Source organism: Afipia massiliensis, from assembly GCF_014203115.1.
Classification (GTDB): Bacteria; Pseudomonadota; Alphaproteobacteria; order Rhizobiales; family Xanthobacteraceae; genus Afipia; species Afipia massiliensis.
The window spans coordinates 435875-450801 of sequence record NZ_JACHIJ010000004.1 but is presented as its reverse complement, the minus strand read 5'-3'; the positions used below and the strand labels follow the sequence as shown (position 1 = coordinate 450801).

Annotated in this window: 11 protein-coding genes; 8 read left to right on the top strand and 3 right to left on the bottom strand. The window is 62.1% G+C overall.

Annotation, left to right across the window (positions count from 1 at the left end):
• Positions 1-103: 103 nt before the first annotated feature.
• The gene (locus HNQ36_RS15940) at positions 104-2887 is read right to left on the bottom strand and encodes a [protein-PII] uridylyltransferase (RefSeq protein ID WP_184086730.1); all 2784 of its coding nucleotides are present in this window, start codon (positions 2885-2887) and stop codon (positions 104-106) included.
• Positions 2888-3153: 266 nt separating this feature from the next.
• Between HNQ36_RS15940 and HNQ36_RS15930 the strand changes: the two genes are divergently transcribed.
• The 4 genes from HNQ36_RS15930 (at position 3154) to HNQ36_RS15915 (ending at position 6500) form a co-directional block, all read left to right on the top strand.
• Entirely contained in the window at positions 3154-4128 is a 975-nt protein-coding gene (locus tag HNQ36_RS15930) for an aliphatic sulfonate ABC transporter substrate-binding protein (protein WP_184086726.1), read from the top strand.
• 175 nt (positions 4129-4303) lie between these two features.
• Positions 4304-5152 (top strand): ABC transporter permease, encoded by an 849-nt coding sequence (locus HNQ36_RS15925; RefSeq protein WP_184086724.1) that lies wholly within the window; start codon positions 4304-4306, stop codon positions 5150-5152.
• The gene (locus HNQ36_RS15920) at positions 5152-5931 is read left to right on the top strand and encodes an ABC transporter ATP-binding protein (protein ID WP_184086722.1); all 780 of its coding nucleotides are present in this window, start codon (positions 5152-5154) and stop codon (positions 5929-5931) included. The genes HNQ36_RS15925 and HNQ36_RS15920 overlap by 1 nt, the downstream gene beginning before the upstream one ends.
• A gap of 56 nt (positions 5932-5987) precedes the next feature.
• Complete coding sequence (locus HNQ36_RS15915) at positions 5988-6500, top strand: OsmC family protein (protein WP_184086720.1); 513 nt, start codon at positions 5988-5990, stop codon at positions 6498-6500.
• Between the two features lie 5 nt (positions 6501-6505).
• Here the strand turns inward: HNQ36_RS15915 and mutS are convergent, their stop codons facing one another.
• Positions 6506-9238: a DNA mismatch repair protein MutS gene (gene mutS, locus HNQ36_RS15910; protein ID WP_184086718.1), complete on the bottom strand. Its 2733-nt coding sequence runs from the start codon at positions 9236-9238 to the stop codon at positions 6506-6508.
• 206 nt (positions 9239-9444) lie between these two features.
• On the opposite strand from mutS, the gene pcaF reads away from it, so the two are divergent.
• Positions 9445-10653 carry a 3-oxoadipyl-CoA thiolase gene (pcaF, locus tag HNQ36_RS15905; RefSeq protein ID WP_184086716.1) on the top strand — a complete coding sequence of 403 codons (1209 nt, stop codon included), beginning with the start codon at positions 9445-9447 and terminating at the stop codon, positions 10651-10653.
• A 178-nt stretch (positions 10654-10831) separates the two neighbouring features.
• Here pcaF and HNQ36_RS15900 read toward each other — a convergent pair whose 3' ends face one another.
• Complete coding sequence (locus HNQ36_RS15900; RefSeq protein WP_184086715.1) at positions 10832-11938, bottom strand: patatin-like phospholipase family protein; 1107 nt, start codon at positions 11936-11938, stop codon at positions 10832-10834.
• Positions 11939-12126: 188 nt separating this feature from the next.
• Between HNQ36_RS15900 and HNQ36_RS15895 the strand changes: the two genes are divergently transcribed.
• The 3 genes from HNQ36_RS15895 to ispG are packed head-to-tail and all read left to right on the top strand — an operon-like array spanning position 12127 to position 14921.
• Positions 12127-12618, top strand: coding sequence for a Fur family transcriptional regulator (locus HNQ36_RS15895; protein ID WP_184086712.1), 492 nt, complete (start codon positions 12127-12129; stop codon positions 12616-12618).
• Between the two features lie 40 nt (positions 12619-12658).
• The gene (locus HNQ36_RS15890) at positions 12659-13612 is read left to right on the top strand and encodes a DMT family transporter (RefSeq protein ID WP_184086710.1); all 954 of its coding nucleotides are present in this window, start codon (positions 12659-12661) and stop codon (positions 13610-13612) included.
• A 19-nt stretch (positions 13613-13631) separates the two neighbouring features.
• Entirely contained in the window at positions 13632-14921 is a 1290-nt protein-coding gene (ispG, locus tag HNQ36_RS15885) for a flavodoxin-dependent (E)-4-hydroxy-3-methylbut-2-enyl-diphosphate synthase (protein WP_184086708.1), read from the top strand.
• Positions 14922-14927: the final 6 nt, after the last annotated feature.

Genomic DNA, 14927 nt, shown 5'->3' with positions numbered 1-14927 from the left:
AATCGCTGCGGGGCACAATGCTGCATGGCTCGCGCGCAATCGCGCCTGCGGCAAATGGCCGTGATCCAAAGTGCAGCCGGTCTTCAGAGAGCAGAAAGATAAATCAGGCCGCAGCGTCGCCGTTGGCGAGCAGGTGGATCAGGGCCCGCTTGATGGCGGCTTGTCGGGTCGGTGCCGTGATCTGTGCGCCGAGCAGGTCGGTCACATAAAATACGTCGCGGGCGCGTTCGCCGAAGGTTGCGACATGCGCAGAAGCGATATTGAGATTGAGCTTCGAGATCGCGGTGGTGAGCTGAAACAGCAGGCCCGGACGGTCGAGGCCCGAGACCTCGATCACGGTGTAACGATCCGACCACTGGTTGTTGATGCTGACTTCCGGCTCGACGACAAACGGCTTCAGTCGCGCTTTTGAGGCGGTGCGCCGCGCCATCACATCCGGCAACCGCAGCTTGCCTTCCAGCACCTGTTCGATGGTGTCGCCGATGCGGGTGGCGCGGCGGCCTTCATCATCGTCACGGTCGTATTCGCGGGTAATCGCGATGGTGTCGAGTGCGATGCCGTCGGTGGTGGTGTAGATCTGCGCGTCGACGATATTGGCTCCGGCGGAGGCGCAGGCGCCGGCGATGATCGACAGCAGCCAGGGATGATCAGGCGCCATGATCGTCAGTTCGGTGACGCCGCGCCCTTCATCGAAGCCGACATTGACCGCGAGCTTGTGACCGCCGGCTTCACTGGCCTTGACGAAGCGCGCATGACGGATTTTGCGCGGCAGTTCGACCTTCAGCCAGTAAGCGGGATAGTGCCGCGCGATGTAGGCTTCGAGTTCGCTCGAAGGCCACTCGGTAAAGGCTGCCCGGAACTCGGCTTGCGCAACCTGAATACGCTGGGCGCGATTGACCTCGGAGAAGCCGCCGGTCAGCACAGGTTCGGTTTCGTAATAAAGCGTGCGGATCAGCTGGGCTTTCCAACCATTCCAGACACCCGGGCCGACGCCGCGAATGTCGGCCGTGGTCAGAATGGTGAGCAGCTTCATCTGCTCGACCGACTGCACGACTGCGGCGAAATTCTCGATGGTCTTGCGGTCCGACAGGTCGCGGGACTGCGCGACCGTGGACATGGTGAGGTGTTCCTCGATCAGCCATGCGATCAGTTCGGTGTCGGCGGCATTGAAGCCGAAGCGCGGACAGAGCCGCCGCGCGACCTTGGCCCCCGCGATGGAATGATCCTCGGGGCGGCCCTTTGCGATGTCGTGCAGCAGCACCGTCATGTAGATGACGGCGCGGTGCTCGGGATGAATTTTCCGCATCAGGTCGCTGGCGACCACGAACTCGTCGTTCCCGCCGCGCTCGATATCCTGCAGGATGCCGATGCATCGCAGCAGATGCTCGTCGACCGTGTAGTGATGATACATGTTGAACTGCATCATCGACACGATCCGTCCGAACGCGCGGATGAAGCGACCGAGCACACCGGCCTCGTTCATCCGCCGCAGCACGATTTCCGCGTCGTTCGAGGTCAGAATTTCCATGAACAGCTTGTTGGCTTCGGGGTTTTCACGAAGCTTCGGCGTGATCAAGCCGAGCGAGCGCGTCGCCGCGCGCATGGCGTCGGGATGGAACGCCAGATTGTTTTTCTGCGCGAGGCGGAAGATGCGGATCAGGTTGACCGGATCGGTCTTGAACACGTCGGGCGCGGCAAGGTTGATACGGTTGTTGTCGATGATGAAATCTTCGCCGCCGGGAACGCGCCCGCGTTTGCGGCCCGGGCGAAGCTTCGCCATCATCCGGCTCAGCACCGGCGCGGGCTTGGCTTCCTGATCTTCCAGCTTGGCGCACAGGATTGCTGTGAGGTCGCCGACTTCCTTTGCGATCAGGAAATAGTGCTTCATGAAGCGTTCGACATCCTGCATGCCGGGATGCGAGGTGTAGCCAAGCCGCTGCGCAATCTCGCGCTGCATTTCGAATGACAGCCGTTCTTCCGGACGGCCGGTGTAGAAGTGCATGTTGCAGCGAACGGACCACAGGAAATCTTCGCAGCGGCGGAACGTGCGATACTCCTGCGCGTCGAACACGCCGCGCTGCACGAGATCTTCGCTGTTGCTGACGCGGTAAACGTATTTGGCGATCCAGAACAGCGTATGCAGGTCGCGCAGGCCGCCCTTGCCGTCCTTTACATTGGGTTCGACCAGATAGCGGGACTGGCCTGCGCGGCGGTGCCGCTCTTCGCGCTCGGCGAGCTTCGCGGTCACGAATTCGGCGGCGGTGCCCTGCACGACCTCCTTATCGAAGCGCATGACGAGTTCATCGTAGAGCGCCTGGTCGCCGGTCAGAAATCTGGTTTCCAGCACCGATGTGCGGATGGTCATGTCGCCCCGCGCCTGGCGGATCGATTCATCGATCGAGCGCGTGGCGTGCCCGACCTTCAGTCCCATGTCCCACAGGCAATAGAGGATTGCTTCGGCGACCTGCTCGCCCCATGCGGTTTGCTTGTAGGGCAGGATGAACAGCAGATCGATGTCGGACTCTGGCGCCATCAGGCCGCGGCCGTAACCGCCGGTGGCGATGACGGCCATGCGCTCGGAGTCCGACGGTGTCGGCGAGTGATAGAGATGCTTGGTCGCGGCGTTGAACAGGATGCGGATGATCTCGTCCTGAACCAGGCAAAGCCGCTCGGCGCATCGCCGCCCGTGACGATCCTTCAGCAATTGCGCCTGCGCGGCCTCGCGCGCCAGCGCCAGTTCGCCCTTCAGCAATTGGGTGATTGCGGCCCGGAGCAGATCGTCCTTGCCGCCATGCCTTTGCGCAAGCGCGTCGATCTCGCCTGCGATACGGACGGTATCGAATTGCACTTCGGGATCGGGGAGGATCTTGGCCGTCACGCTGTCCATTTCATTCGGATAACGGACGGCAGCAGCGGTGTCATCAGCGGATTGCGGCGGAAAGAGCCGTCCTTTCTGTTTTTAGCACAAGTTTTGAAAGCCGGTTCTCTCATGGGCTGCATTCGGGTGGTTTTTTTCTCGTTGACGATACCAAATAAGTAATTGAAAAACATAGTGATTTTTAGTCATGGGGATAACGACGATCGCCGGCCTGCTCCCTCGAAATGCACCCGTCCTGACCGCGGTTCATCCCGGTCATCCAAATGGAGACGACGATGTTCAGACCATCACGACGTGCCTTGGCTGCCCTTGTCCTGGGCACGGTGTTTGCCCCCGACGCGGCGTTTGCCGCCGACGCGCCGAAGCAGATCGCCATCGACTGGGCGACCTACAATCCAGTCTCCATCATTCTGAAAGAGAAGGGCCTGCTCGAAAAGGAATTCGAGAAGGACGGAATCAAGATTGTCTGGGTGCAGTCGGCAGGTTCCAATAAGGCGCTTGAGTTTCTCAACGCCGGCTCGATCGACTTCGGGTCGACGGCAGGTTCGGCTGCCCTGGTCGCGAAGATCAACGGCAACCCGATCAAGTCGGTCTATGTCTACTCGCGTCCTGAGTGGACCGCACTGGTAACAGGCAAGGACTCCAAGATCGCGAAGGTCGGCGACCTGAAAGGCAAACGCGTTGCCGTGACACGTGGCACCGACCCGCACATCTTCCTCGTTCGTGCATTGCTTGAAGCCGGCCTGACCGACAAGGACATCACCCCGGTTCTGCTGCAGCATGCCGACGGCAAGGCCGCCCTGATCCGCGGCGACGTCGATGCCTGGGCCGGGCTCGATCCGATGATGGCGCAAGCCGAGATCGAAGACGGTGCGAAGCTGTTTTTCCGCAAACCCGAAGCCAACACCTGGGGCATTCTCAACGTGCGTGAACAGTTTTTGAAGGACAATCCGAAGATCGTTCAGCGCGTGCTCGCGGTTTACGAGGAAGCCCGCAAATATTCGCTGGCCAATTACGACGAACTCAAGCGCGGGTTCATCGCCGTGACCAAGTTGCCGGAGACCGTGGTCGACAAGCAGCTCAAGGAGCGCACCGAGCTCACGCACAACCGCATCGGCGCGCCGCAGCGCGAGTCGATTCTGGCCGCGGGTCTTGCGCTTCAGCAAGCCGGCGTGATCCAGCCCGGCGTCGACGTGAAGGCGACGGTGGATGCGCTGATCGACGATCAGGTGCCGCTGCCGACGAACTGAGATTGGGTCGAATGCTAATCTATTCGCGTCATGCCCGGCCTTGTGCCGGGCATCCACGTCTTCCTTGTCGCAACCATATTCAAGACGTGGATGGCCGGGTCAAGCCCGGCCATGACGACGGAAAACGCGACCTGATAAGCCAGCTTGCAATACGGACGAATAAGCGGTTTTTGCTATGGCCATGACACTCGACACGCCAGCACCGGCCGGGATCGCGGAGACGGCGGGGCCGCCTCCCGCTCGTCTGCGACGGTTTGTGCGTCCAGCAATCGGCCTGTTATTGCCGCTTGGGGTCGCGCTGGCGTGGGAACTCGCCGTGCGTTTCGGTTACTCCAACGGGCGGCTGGTACCTCCGCCGAGCCGCATCTGGCAGACTCTGGTCGAACTGTCCGCGAGCGGTGAATTGAGCCGGCACATCATCGCGACGCTGAGTCGCGTCGGCGCGGGCTTCGGCCTTGGGGTTCTGGCAGGAACGATCTTCGGCGCGATCTGCGGATACTGGACGCTGGCGCGGCTGCTGCTCGACCCGACCTTGCAGGCGCTGCGTGCCATCCCCTCGATTGCCTGGGTGCCGTTATTCATTCTGTGGCTGGGAATTTTCGAGACATCGAAAGTGGCGTTGATAGCGGTCGGCGTATTCTTTCCGATCTATCTCGGCGTCGCCGGTGCGATCATGAGCGTGGACCGCAAGATCGTTGAAGTCGGTCGGATCTTCCGCCTTAGCGGATTTGCGATGATCCGGCGGATTCTTCTTCCGGCGGTGCTGCCGGCCTACGTGATTTCGCTGCGCTCCGGTCTAGGTCTGGGCTGGATGTTCGTCGTCGCCGCTGAATTCATGGGCGCATCCGAAGGGCTCGGTTATCTACTGACCGACGGCCAGCAACTCGGCAAGCCCGCGCAGATCGTCGCCGCCATTATTGTGTTCGCGATTCTCGGCAAGGTCACCGACTGGCTGATCCAGTTGATCGCAGCGCCATTCCTGCGCTGGCAGGATTCCTTCAGCACGCATGCGGGGGGCGCCTGATGCTCGCCCTCGATCATGTCGGCAAGGTCTATCCGAACGGCGTCCATGCGCTGGAGAATTTCTCCGCGCGCATTCAGCCGGGTGAGATCGTCGCCATCATCGGTGGCTCGGGCTGCGGAAAATCCACGCTGCTGCGCGCGATCTCCGGGCTTGATCGCGCGACGACCGGCTCCGTCACGCTCGACACTGTCTCGATTACTGCGCCGAACGAAAAGGTCGGCATCATCTTTCAGGAACCCCGGCTGCTCCCGTGGCTCAGCGTCGCCGACAATATCGGCTTTGGTCTCGGTCATCTGCCGTCCGCGGAGCGGCAACGCCGAGTTGCGCGCGCTCTCGCGCGGGTCGGCCTTGCCGATAAGGCCGGCGCATGGCCACGCGAGTTGTCCGGCGGGCAGGCGCAACGGGTCGCGATTGCGCGCGCACTGGTACCGTCTCCGGAAGTATTGCTGCTCGATGAGCCGTTCTCCGCGCTCGATGCCTTCACGCGCGCCGATCTGCAGGATCATCTGCTTGATCTGTGGGCCGATACCAAGCCGACGCTTGTTCTCGTCACCCACGACGTCGACGAAGCGGTGGTGCTGGCGGATCGCGTTGTCGTGATGCGTCCGCGACCGGGTCGGCTGTTCGAGGAAATCAGGGTGGATCTGACGCGGCCGCGCGACAGGGCTTCGCCTGCCTTCGAGGCGGTGAAGCATCAGGTGCTGGCATCGCTGGATCGTTCGCTCAATCGTGTCATGCGCCCGGCGGATGATTTGCTGACGGTCGGCGAGGGAATATAAGACGGAATAAGCCGCACGCGGCGTTGTTGATGCCGATGGAAACGGAGAACGAGAAAATGGATTCAACCGCACTCCGCGCCATGCAGGCGCCGATCAAGGATCGCTACAAATCCGATCCCAGGGCCGCGTTCATCACTTTGAAGGCCAAGGGCTCGCTCGACAGCGAAGGCTTGTCCTGCAAGGTCGAAACCGGCAAGGCGGCTGCGGCCATTGCCGGACTTCATCCAGCGACCGGCGGTTCCGGGCTTGAACTGTGCTCGGGCGACATGCTGCTCGAAGCGCTGGTGGCCTGCGCCGGTGTCACGCTGAAATCGGTTGCGACCGCCATCGACGCGCCGCTGAAATCCGGCAACGTCACCGCCGAAGGCGATCTCGACTTTCGCGGCACGCTCGGCGTCGACAAGGAAGCGCCGGTTGGCTTTGCGGAAATCCGTCTTCGATTTGACGTCGATACCGATGCTCCACAGGAGAAGCTCGATCAACTCCTGAAACTGACAGAGCGTTATTGCGTGGTCTATCAGACCATCAAGAACGGCCCGAAGACGACGGTTTCGATCAATCGGATCTGACGTCGCTATTTCGGCAGCTTTGCTTTCAACGCATAGAGTGCTTCCAATGCTTCGCGCGGCGACATCTCGTCGGGATGCAGCGCGCTGAGCGCTTCGGCAAGCTGGTCCGCGGCGCTTGGTGGCTGCGGTTCGGCTGCCGCGCGGGACGGCACCGCGAACAGCGGCAGGTCATCCGCAAGTGCACGCGCTGTGGTGCCGCGATCCTGCGCCTCAAGCTTCGCCAGTACCGATTTTGCGCGTGCGACCACTGCTGCCGGAAGGCCCGCGAGCTTCGCCACCTGAATGCCGTAGGAGCGGTCTGCTGAACCCGGCAGCACTTCGTGGAGGAACACCACGTCGCCCTGCCATTCCTTGACGCGAACGGTGGCGTTGAACAGCCGCGGCAGATTTGCCGACAGCGCGGTCAATTCGTGATAATGCGTCGCGAACAACGCGCGGCATCGGTTGCTCTCATGCAGGTGCTCGATCGAGGCCCATGCAATCGACAATCCGTCGAACGTCGATGTGCCACGACCGATCTCGTCCAGGATCACAAGCGCCCGCTCGCCGGCCTGATTGAGGATGGCTGCGGTTTCCACCATCTCGACCATGAAGGTCGAACGCCCGCGCGCCAGATCATCCGCCGCACCGACGCGGGAGAACAGCCGGTCGACGATGCCGATATGCGCGAGCTTCGCCGGCACAAAGCTGCCGATCTGCGCCATCAGGGCGATCAGCGCGTTCTGCCGCAGGAACGTCGATTTGCCGGCCATGTTCGGGCCGGTCAGCAGCCAGATTTGCCCGGACGACTGCGTCGGTCCCGGCGACAGGTCGCAGGCATTGGCGATGAAGGGCTGGCCGTCGCGCTTCAGCGATTGCTCGACCACCGGATGGCGTCCTCCTTCGATGGAGAACTTCAGCGAGTTGTCGACCACGGGCCGTGTGTAATTCTCGTCGATCGCGAGCTTTGCCAGCGCGGCGGTCACATCAAGTAGCGCGAAGGCGTGTGCCGCGGCGCGCAGGTCGTCACCTGCCGCTACGGCCTGCGCACATAGCTTATCGAAAATTTCGAGTTCGAGGCCGAGCGCGCGGTCGCCGGCATTGGCGATCTTCGCCTCGATCTCCCCGAGTTCGGTTGTGGTGAAACGCACCTGTCCGGCGAGTGTCTGGCGATGGATAAAGGTCGCATTTAAAGGCGCAGCCATCAGCTTGTCGCCGTGTTGCGCTGTGACCTCGACAAAATAACCCAGCACGTTGTTATGGCGGATCTTGAGACCTTTGATACCGGTATCGTCGGCATAGCGCGCCTGCATCGCGGCGACCACCAGCCGCGAGGCATCGCGCAGGTTACGCGTCTCGTCCAGCGCGGCTTCATAGCTAGCGCGCACGAAACCGCCGTCGCGTTTGAACAGCGGTAATTCATCCGCGAGGCCGCGTGAAAATTCCTGCGCAAGATCGCGGGACGGGCGGCGCAACGCTTCAACCGCGAGAGCGATGTCGCGCGGAAGCTTCTCGATCTGCGACAGCCGGTCCAGGATCTTGTCGGCGGCGAGAACCCCGTCACGCAGGGCTGCGAGATCGCGCGGACCGCCACGTCCGACCGACAGTCGCGCCAGTGCGCGTGAAATATCTGGTGCCGCACGCAGGATGCCGCGCAGATCGTCCCGCGATGCGCTGTCGTTAGTGAACATCGCTGTGGCATCGAGCCGATGGGAAATGGTCGTGCTGTCGGTCAGCGGTGCGGAAAGACGTTGCGCAAGCAGCCGCGATCCGGCTGCGGTCACCGTGCAGTCGATGGCGTCGAGCAGCGATCCGCGCCGCTCGCCCGCCAGCGTGCGGGTCAGTTCGAGATTGGCGCGGGTGGCGGGATCAATCGCCATGGTGGTGCCGGCGGCCTCGCGGGCTGGCGGCGACAGCGGCAGATGTTTTCCGACCTGCGTGCGGTCCACATAAGTCACGGCGGCGGCGGCGGCGGTAGCTTCCAGCCGCGACATCGCGCCGAACCCATCCATGGTTGCTACGGCGAAATAGTCGCACAGCCGCCGCTCTGCGGTGGCGGCGTCGAAGATGTCGCGCGTCACCGGTGTCACGGCTGCGAGCGTGCGAAACAGCGACGACAGTTCCGGATCGGAATACAGCGCGTCGGTGACGATCACCTCATTCGGATTGATGCGCGCCAGCGTCGCGCCGAGTTCAGCAGCACCGCACTCGGTGACGCTGAACTCTGCTGTTGAGATATCGATCCAGGCCAGACCGATCCGGTCGCCGGCGGATGACGAGGCGCGGGCGCGTGCAATGGCGAGCAGGTAGTTGTTGGCCTTGGCGTCGAGCAGGTTGTCTTCGGTCAACGTACCGGGCGTCACCAGCCGCACCACGTCGCGCCGCACCACGCTCTTGTTGCCACGCTTGCGCGCCTCGGCGGGATTCTCGATCTGCTCGCAGACCGCGACGCGATGGCCCAGCGCGATCAACCTGTGCAGGTAGTCGTCGGAGCGTTCCACAGGCACACCGCACATCGGGATGTCTTCCCCCGCGTGCTTGCCGCGTTTGGTGAGCGTGATGCCGAGCGCGCGCGAGGCGATTTCCGCATCCTCGAAAAACAGCTCGTAGAAATCGCCCATCCGGTAGAACAGCAGCAGGCCCGGATTGGCTGCCTTGATCTCCAGGTATTGTTCCATCATTGGCGTGACGCGCCCAACGGCCTCCGGTGAGGCGGTTTCGGGATTTGGCGATGCGGGAGGCGTGGAATGGATGGTCATGGAGCGAACATTAGCAAAGTTCTTTCGCATGGTGGAATTGCGCGGTGCGTTTTCCACGCTTTGAGACGGCTGGTGCATGGCCGCTCTGCCCGCTGGCGAACCCGTTCCGGCCATCCATCATTTGACGTTCGGCACCGTGCTTCCTAAAACTCGCGGCAGCCGAGGCGGACGCCATCAAGTCCGAGCGTACTTCAGGGAGAACGACCATGCGTGATGTTTTCATTTGTGATGCGGTGCGGACGCCAATCGGCCGTTTCGGTGGATCGCTGGCCAAGGTGCGCGCGGACGATCTGGCCGCGGTGCCGATCAAGGCGTTGATGGCGCGTAACACGAAAGTCGACTGGTCTGCGCTCGAAGAAGTGTCTTACGGGTGCGCCAATCAGGCCGGGGAAGACAACCGCAACGTGGCGCGCATGGCGCTGTTGCTGGCCGGGCTGCCGGAAACAGTGCCCGGCATGACAGTCAATCGGCTCTGTGCGTCGGGGCTGGATGCGGTGGGCGGTGTCGCGCGCGCGATCCGCGCCGGCGAGATGGATTTCGCACTGGCAGGCGGCGTCGAATCCATGACGCGTGCGCCGTTCGTCACCGGCAAGGCCACGGAAGCTTATCAGCGCACGGTGGAGACTTACGACACGACGATCGGCTGGCGCTTCGTCAATCCGCTCATGAAGCAGCAATACGGCGTCGATGCGATGCCGGAGACCGGCGAGAATGTCGCCGAGGATTACCAGATCTCGCGTGCGGATCAGGACGCCTTCGCGATCCGCTCGCAGCAGCGCGCAGGCAAGGCCATCGAGGCCGGTTACTTCGCCGAGGAGATCACGCCGGTCACAGTGCCCGGCGGCAGGGCAGGTCCGACCATCGTGGACAAGGACGAGCATCCGCGCCCGGAGACCACGCTTGAAGGATTGGCTAAGCTCAAGCCTATCGTGCGCAATCCCGGCACAGTGACGGCTGGCAACGCATCCGGCGTCAACGATGGCGCTGCGGCGATGATCCTCGCATCGGAAGAGGCCGTGAAGAAGCACGGACTGACGCCGCGCGCAAAGATCCTCGGATTTGCATCCGCGGGCGTCGCGCCGCGCGTCATGGGCATCGGGCCGGTGCCGGCAGTGCGCAAGCTGCTGGAGCGTCTCGGCCTCAAGATCACCGACATCGATCTGATCGAGCTCAATGAGGCGTTCGCTTCGCAGGGTATCGCGGTGTTGCGTCAGCTCGGCGTCAAGGAGGATGCCGATTTCGTCAATCCGCACGGCGGCGCCATCGCGCTCGGTCATCCGCTCGGCATGAGCGGTGCGCGTCTTGCACTGACCGCGGTTCACGGCATGGAAAAGCGCGGCGGCAAGCTCGCCATCGCGACCATGTGTGTAGGTGTCGGGCAGGGCGCCGCGATGGTGATTGAGAAGCTGAACTGAGTTCTCGCAGTTTTGCGGTGGAGAATGGGAGGCTTCGGCCTCCCATTTTTGCGCGTCAATCCATCACCGTGGCATGATCGACGCTCCGCGACTGTTACCGCAGCGCCGCCTTGGTGGATCCGATCATCATCGGCAGCGGGATCGCGCACAGCGTCACGACCATCGGGACGTTAGATGATCACGCCCACTCGACGCCGGATTCCGCGGCGAGGTCAATCGTGCTCCGGCGGCCGATGTCATCGAAATGAGTGTCGAGGAATTTCTTGCCCGCACGCTTGCCGGCCCGGTGCAGCACTTCGAAAAACTCGTAGTCCGTCTTCATCTTGCTGGAGGCAGCGAGGCGGGTGCCAAGACCTCCGAGATCGATGCGGTGGATGTTGAGCCTGCGGTACTGATCCTTGCCGGTGCCGCGCGGCAATCGGCCATCATCGATCAGTTGATTGACGAAATCCATCGTGCGCAATTCGGAAATCAGTGCCGAGTTGAAGGTGATTTCGTTCAGCCGGTTGATGATCTCGCCGGAGGTTTTCGGCGTGGTGGTGCGCGATACAGGATTGATCTGGACAACCACGACGTCCTCCGCTTCCGTCGCCTGCAGGAACGGGAAGATTGCGGGGTTGCCCATGTAGCCGCCGTCCCAGTAGGGCACGCCATCGATTTCGACCGCGCGAAACATGAACGGCAGCGCGGCCGAGGCCATCACCGCGTCGGCGGTGATCTTTTCATTCGCGAAAATGCGCAGCCGGCCGGTGTGGACGTTGGTAGCCGAGATATAGAGCGCGAGGTCAGTGTTGGCGCGCAGCGCATCGAAATCGACGAAGCGCTCGATGAGCTGGCTCAGCGGATTGATGTTGAGAGGATTGAGTTCGTAGGGCGAAAAATAATGCGCCATCGCCTCGAACCAGTTCTGTATCGGCGTGGCTGCAAACGGCATCATCGAAAACATCCGGTCGGTCATGGCGCGCTGGACCGGCGGCAGGTCTCCGCCGGTGCTTGTCGCACGCCAGAATGCCGCCAGCCGTTTGCGCGCTTCCTCGGGTCCGCCGCGGGTCAGCCCGTCGGCGAGCATCACGGCGTTCATGGCGCCGGCGGACGCGCCGGAAATCCCGGTGATCTCCAGCCGTCCATCGGTCAGGAAATGATCAAGGACGCCCCAGGTGAATGCTCCGTGCGATCCCCCACCCTGAAGCGCCAGATTGATTTTCTTGGCCGCGCTTGGCTTGCGCGTGCCGGAGAAGTTCCATGGTGTCAGGTTGTCGAGATAGGTTTTGAGAGTGGTCGCCATGAGCTTCTTTCTCTCTGAACTGATGCGATTGTTCCGTCGCCTGGATATCGCTCAGTCCGTTGTAGACAGGTGATTTGGGGTTTTTATGATGCAATGCAATAGAAAATGGTGCGCTGCGCAATATTCTGGCAGTTTATGCCGCTGAAATTATGAGCGGAATCATGGTAACCGCACTACATATTGACCGAATGAAACAAGCGAAGCCGATTTTCCCTGCCCCAGATCATGACCACGGCCGCTGCGCCGAGGACGCTTTTTCGCATGCCGAGAAGGTCTGCAAGGGCCGGGGTCAAAAGTTCACGCCGATCCGGCGGCAGGTTTTGGGCGCGTTGCTTTCGAGCCATCGGCCGCTCGGTGCTTACGAAGTGATCGATGAACTGGCCAAGACCATGCCGCGTCCGGCGCCGATCACGGTTTATCGCGCGCTGGATTTCCTGATGGACAACGGTCTGGTCCATCGCATCGAAAGCCGCAACGCGTTTCTGGCCTGCGCGCACAATCACGACGAGACAGCTGTGGTGGCGTTTCTGATTTGCGAGACGTGTGGATCGGTGGGCGAAATTCCGGCCGCGCCGCTGGCGCAAAGTTTCAATGAAGCCGCGCGCGGAACCGGGTTCGCGCCGAAATTGTCGGTGGTGGAAATCACCGGCACCTGCGCACACTGTCAGCGAGCCGCATAGGCCAAACAACAACACGGCGGAAAGCCGGACCCGGGGAGCCATGTCGCCAAACAACTTGAAGATAGCGCCAGCGGGGCGTCCGTTAAGCGCGACGGCCATTATCCTGATGGTGATGCTGTGCCTGAGCTGGGGCTTCAATCAAATCACAGTCAAACTGGCGCTTCCCGAGATTCCGCCGCTGCTGCAGGCGACGATCCGCTCGACTGGCGGATTGCTCATCATCCTGACGGTGGCGTGGCTACGCGGCGTGCCGTTATTTCGGCGCGACGGTACGCTCGGCGCGGGCCTGCTCGCCGGATTGTTTTTCGGCGTCGAGTTTATTCTGATATATCGCGGGCTGGTCTACACCACAGCGTCGCGGGCGGTGGTGTTTCTCTACATTGCGCCGTTCGTCGTGGCGCTCGGCTCGAAGCGGTTTCTCGGCGAACAGTTGAGCCCATTGCAATGGAGCGGTCTGGCGCTGTCGTTCGCAGGCGTGGCGTTGGCCATCGGCGTGCCGCAGCCCTCCGTGGACGCCAAGGTGATCCTGGGAGACATACTGGTGATGGGGGGTGGCATTCTGTGGGCTGTCACCACGCTGGTAGTGAAGGCGACACCGCTGTTGCACGCGCCTGCCGAAAAGACGCTAGCCTATCAGGTGGCCGTCTCGATCCCGATTCTGGCGCTTGGGGCGGCGGTCTCCGGCGAGAGCATCACCCAAATGCCGGGACCGCTGGCCTGGGCGTTGATGACCTACCAGACAGTCTGGATTGTTGGGACGACATTCCTGATCTGGGTCTTTCTCATAAAGAACTATTCTGCCAGCAAACTGTCGTCATTTACCTTTATGACGCCCCTGTTTGGGGTCATTGGCGGCTATTTCGTGATGCATGACACCCTGACATTGGCCTTTGCGGGGGCTGCCCTTCTGGTCATGGCGGGCCTATATCTGGTAAACCGCCCCGGCGAGGCGGCTGGGGATCCCCTGCTTCCCGTCACCAAAACCGACACCTGAGCGCAAAAGAGATTCTGACGTGAGCGATCTGAAAGAGCGGACCAAGGAAATCCAGGCCGGCCCCAAGGGGCGCCACCGGACGGTTCAGGTAACGGTCGGCAACGTCAAGGTCGGAGGCGGCGCACCGATTGTGGTGCAGTCGATGACCAACACCGATACCGCCGACATCGAGGGCACCGTCACGCAGGTTGCAGCGCTTGCGCGCGCCGGCTCCGAAATGGTTCGCATCACGGTGGACCGCGACGAAGCGGCTGCCGCCGTTCCCCATATCCGCGAGAAGCTCGACAAGCTTGGCATCGATGTGCCGCTGATCGGCGACTTCCACTACATCGGCCACAAGCTGCTCGCCGATCATCCGGCTTGCGCTGCGGCGCTGTCGAAGTACCGCATCAACCCGGGCAATGTCGGTTTCAAGAACAAGCGCGATACGCAGTTCACCGACATCGTCGAAATGGCGCTCAAGCACGGCAAGACCATCCGCATCGGCGCCAACTGGGGTTCGCTCGATCAGGAATTGCTGACCAAGCTGATGGAAGAAAACGCAAAGTCGCCGAATCCGATCGACGCCCGCGCCGTGACGCGCGAAGCGATGGTCCAGTCGGCGTTGTTGTCGGCGGCGCGCGCCGAGGAAATCGGCCTGCCAAAGGACCGCATGATTCTGTCGGCGAAGGTGTCGAACGTGCAGGATCTGATCGCGGTCTATCGCGAACTCGCTGCCCGTTCGGATTACGCCATCCACCTTGGCCTCACTGAGGCCGGCATGGGATCCAAGGGCATCGTCGCCTCGTCGGCTGCGCTCGGCATTCTTCTACAGGACGGCATCGGCGACACCATCCGTGTCTCGCTGACGCCGGAGCCCGGCGGTGACCGCACCGTCGAGGTGAAGGTCGGTCAGGAAATTCTCCAGACCATGGGCTTCCGCACCTTCGTGCCGCTGGTGGCGGCATGCCCCGGCTGCGGCCGCACCACCTCGACCGTGTTCCAGGAACTGGCGCGCGACATCCAGAGCTTCATCCGCGATGAAATGCCGAGCTGGAAGACACGCTATCCGGGCGTCGAGCAGCTCAACGTCGCGGTGATGGGCTGTATCGTCAACGGGCCTGGCGAGTCCAAGCATGCCGACATCGGCATTTCGCTGCCGGGAACCGGTGAAACGCCTGCCGCGCCCGTATTCGTCGACGGTCAGAAGTTCCGCACGTTGCGCGGTCCGTCCATCGCGACCGACTTCAAGGCGCTGGTGATCGATTACATCGAGCAGCGTTATGGCGGTGCCGGCGCCAAAGCTCCGGCTGTGACGGCAGCGGAATAGCCTTTA

Bases quoted from the DNA above. Each gene is read 5' to 3' on its own strand.
- HNQ36_RS15940 (WP_184086730.1), bottom strand. From the start codon at position 2,887: ATGGACAGCGTGACGGCCAAGATCCTCCCCGATCCCGAAGTGCAATTC.
- HNQ36_RS15930 (WP_184086726.1), top strand. From the start codon at position 3,154: ATGTTCAGACCATCACGACGTGCCTTGGCTGCCCTTGTCCTGGGCACG.
- HNQ36_RS15925 (WP_184086724.1), top strand. From the start codon at position 4,304: ATGGCCATGACACTCGACACGCCAGCACCGGCCGGGATCGCGGAGACG.
- HNQ36_RS15920 (WP_184086722.1), top strand. From the start codon at position 5,152: ATGCTCGCCCTCGATCATGTCGGCAAGGTCTATCCGAACGGCGTCCAT.
- HNQ36_RS15915 (WP_184086720.1), top strand. From the start codon at position 5,988: ATGGATTCAACCGCACTCCGCGCCATGCAGGCGCCGATCAAGGATCGC.
- mutS (WP_184086718.1), bottom strand. From the start codon at position 9,238: ATGACCATCCATTCCACGCCTCCCGCATCGCCAAATCCCGAAACCGCC.
- pcaF (WP_184086716.1), top strand. From the start codon at position 9,445: ATGCGTGATGTTTTCATTTGTGATGCGGTGCGGACGCCAATCGGCCGT.
- HNQ36_RS15900 (WP_184086715.1), bottom strand. From the start codon at position 11,938: ATGGCGACCACTCTCAAAACCTATCTCGACAACCTGACACCATGGAAC.
- HNQ36_RS15895 (WP_184086712.1), top strand. From the start codon at position 12,127: ATGAAACAAGCGAAGCCGATTTTCCCTGCCCCAGATCATGACCACGGC.
- HNQ36_RS15890 (WP_184086710.1), top strand. From the start codon at position 12,659: ATGTCGCCAAACAACTTGAAGATAGCGCCAGCGGGGCGTCCGTTAAGC.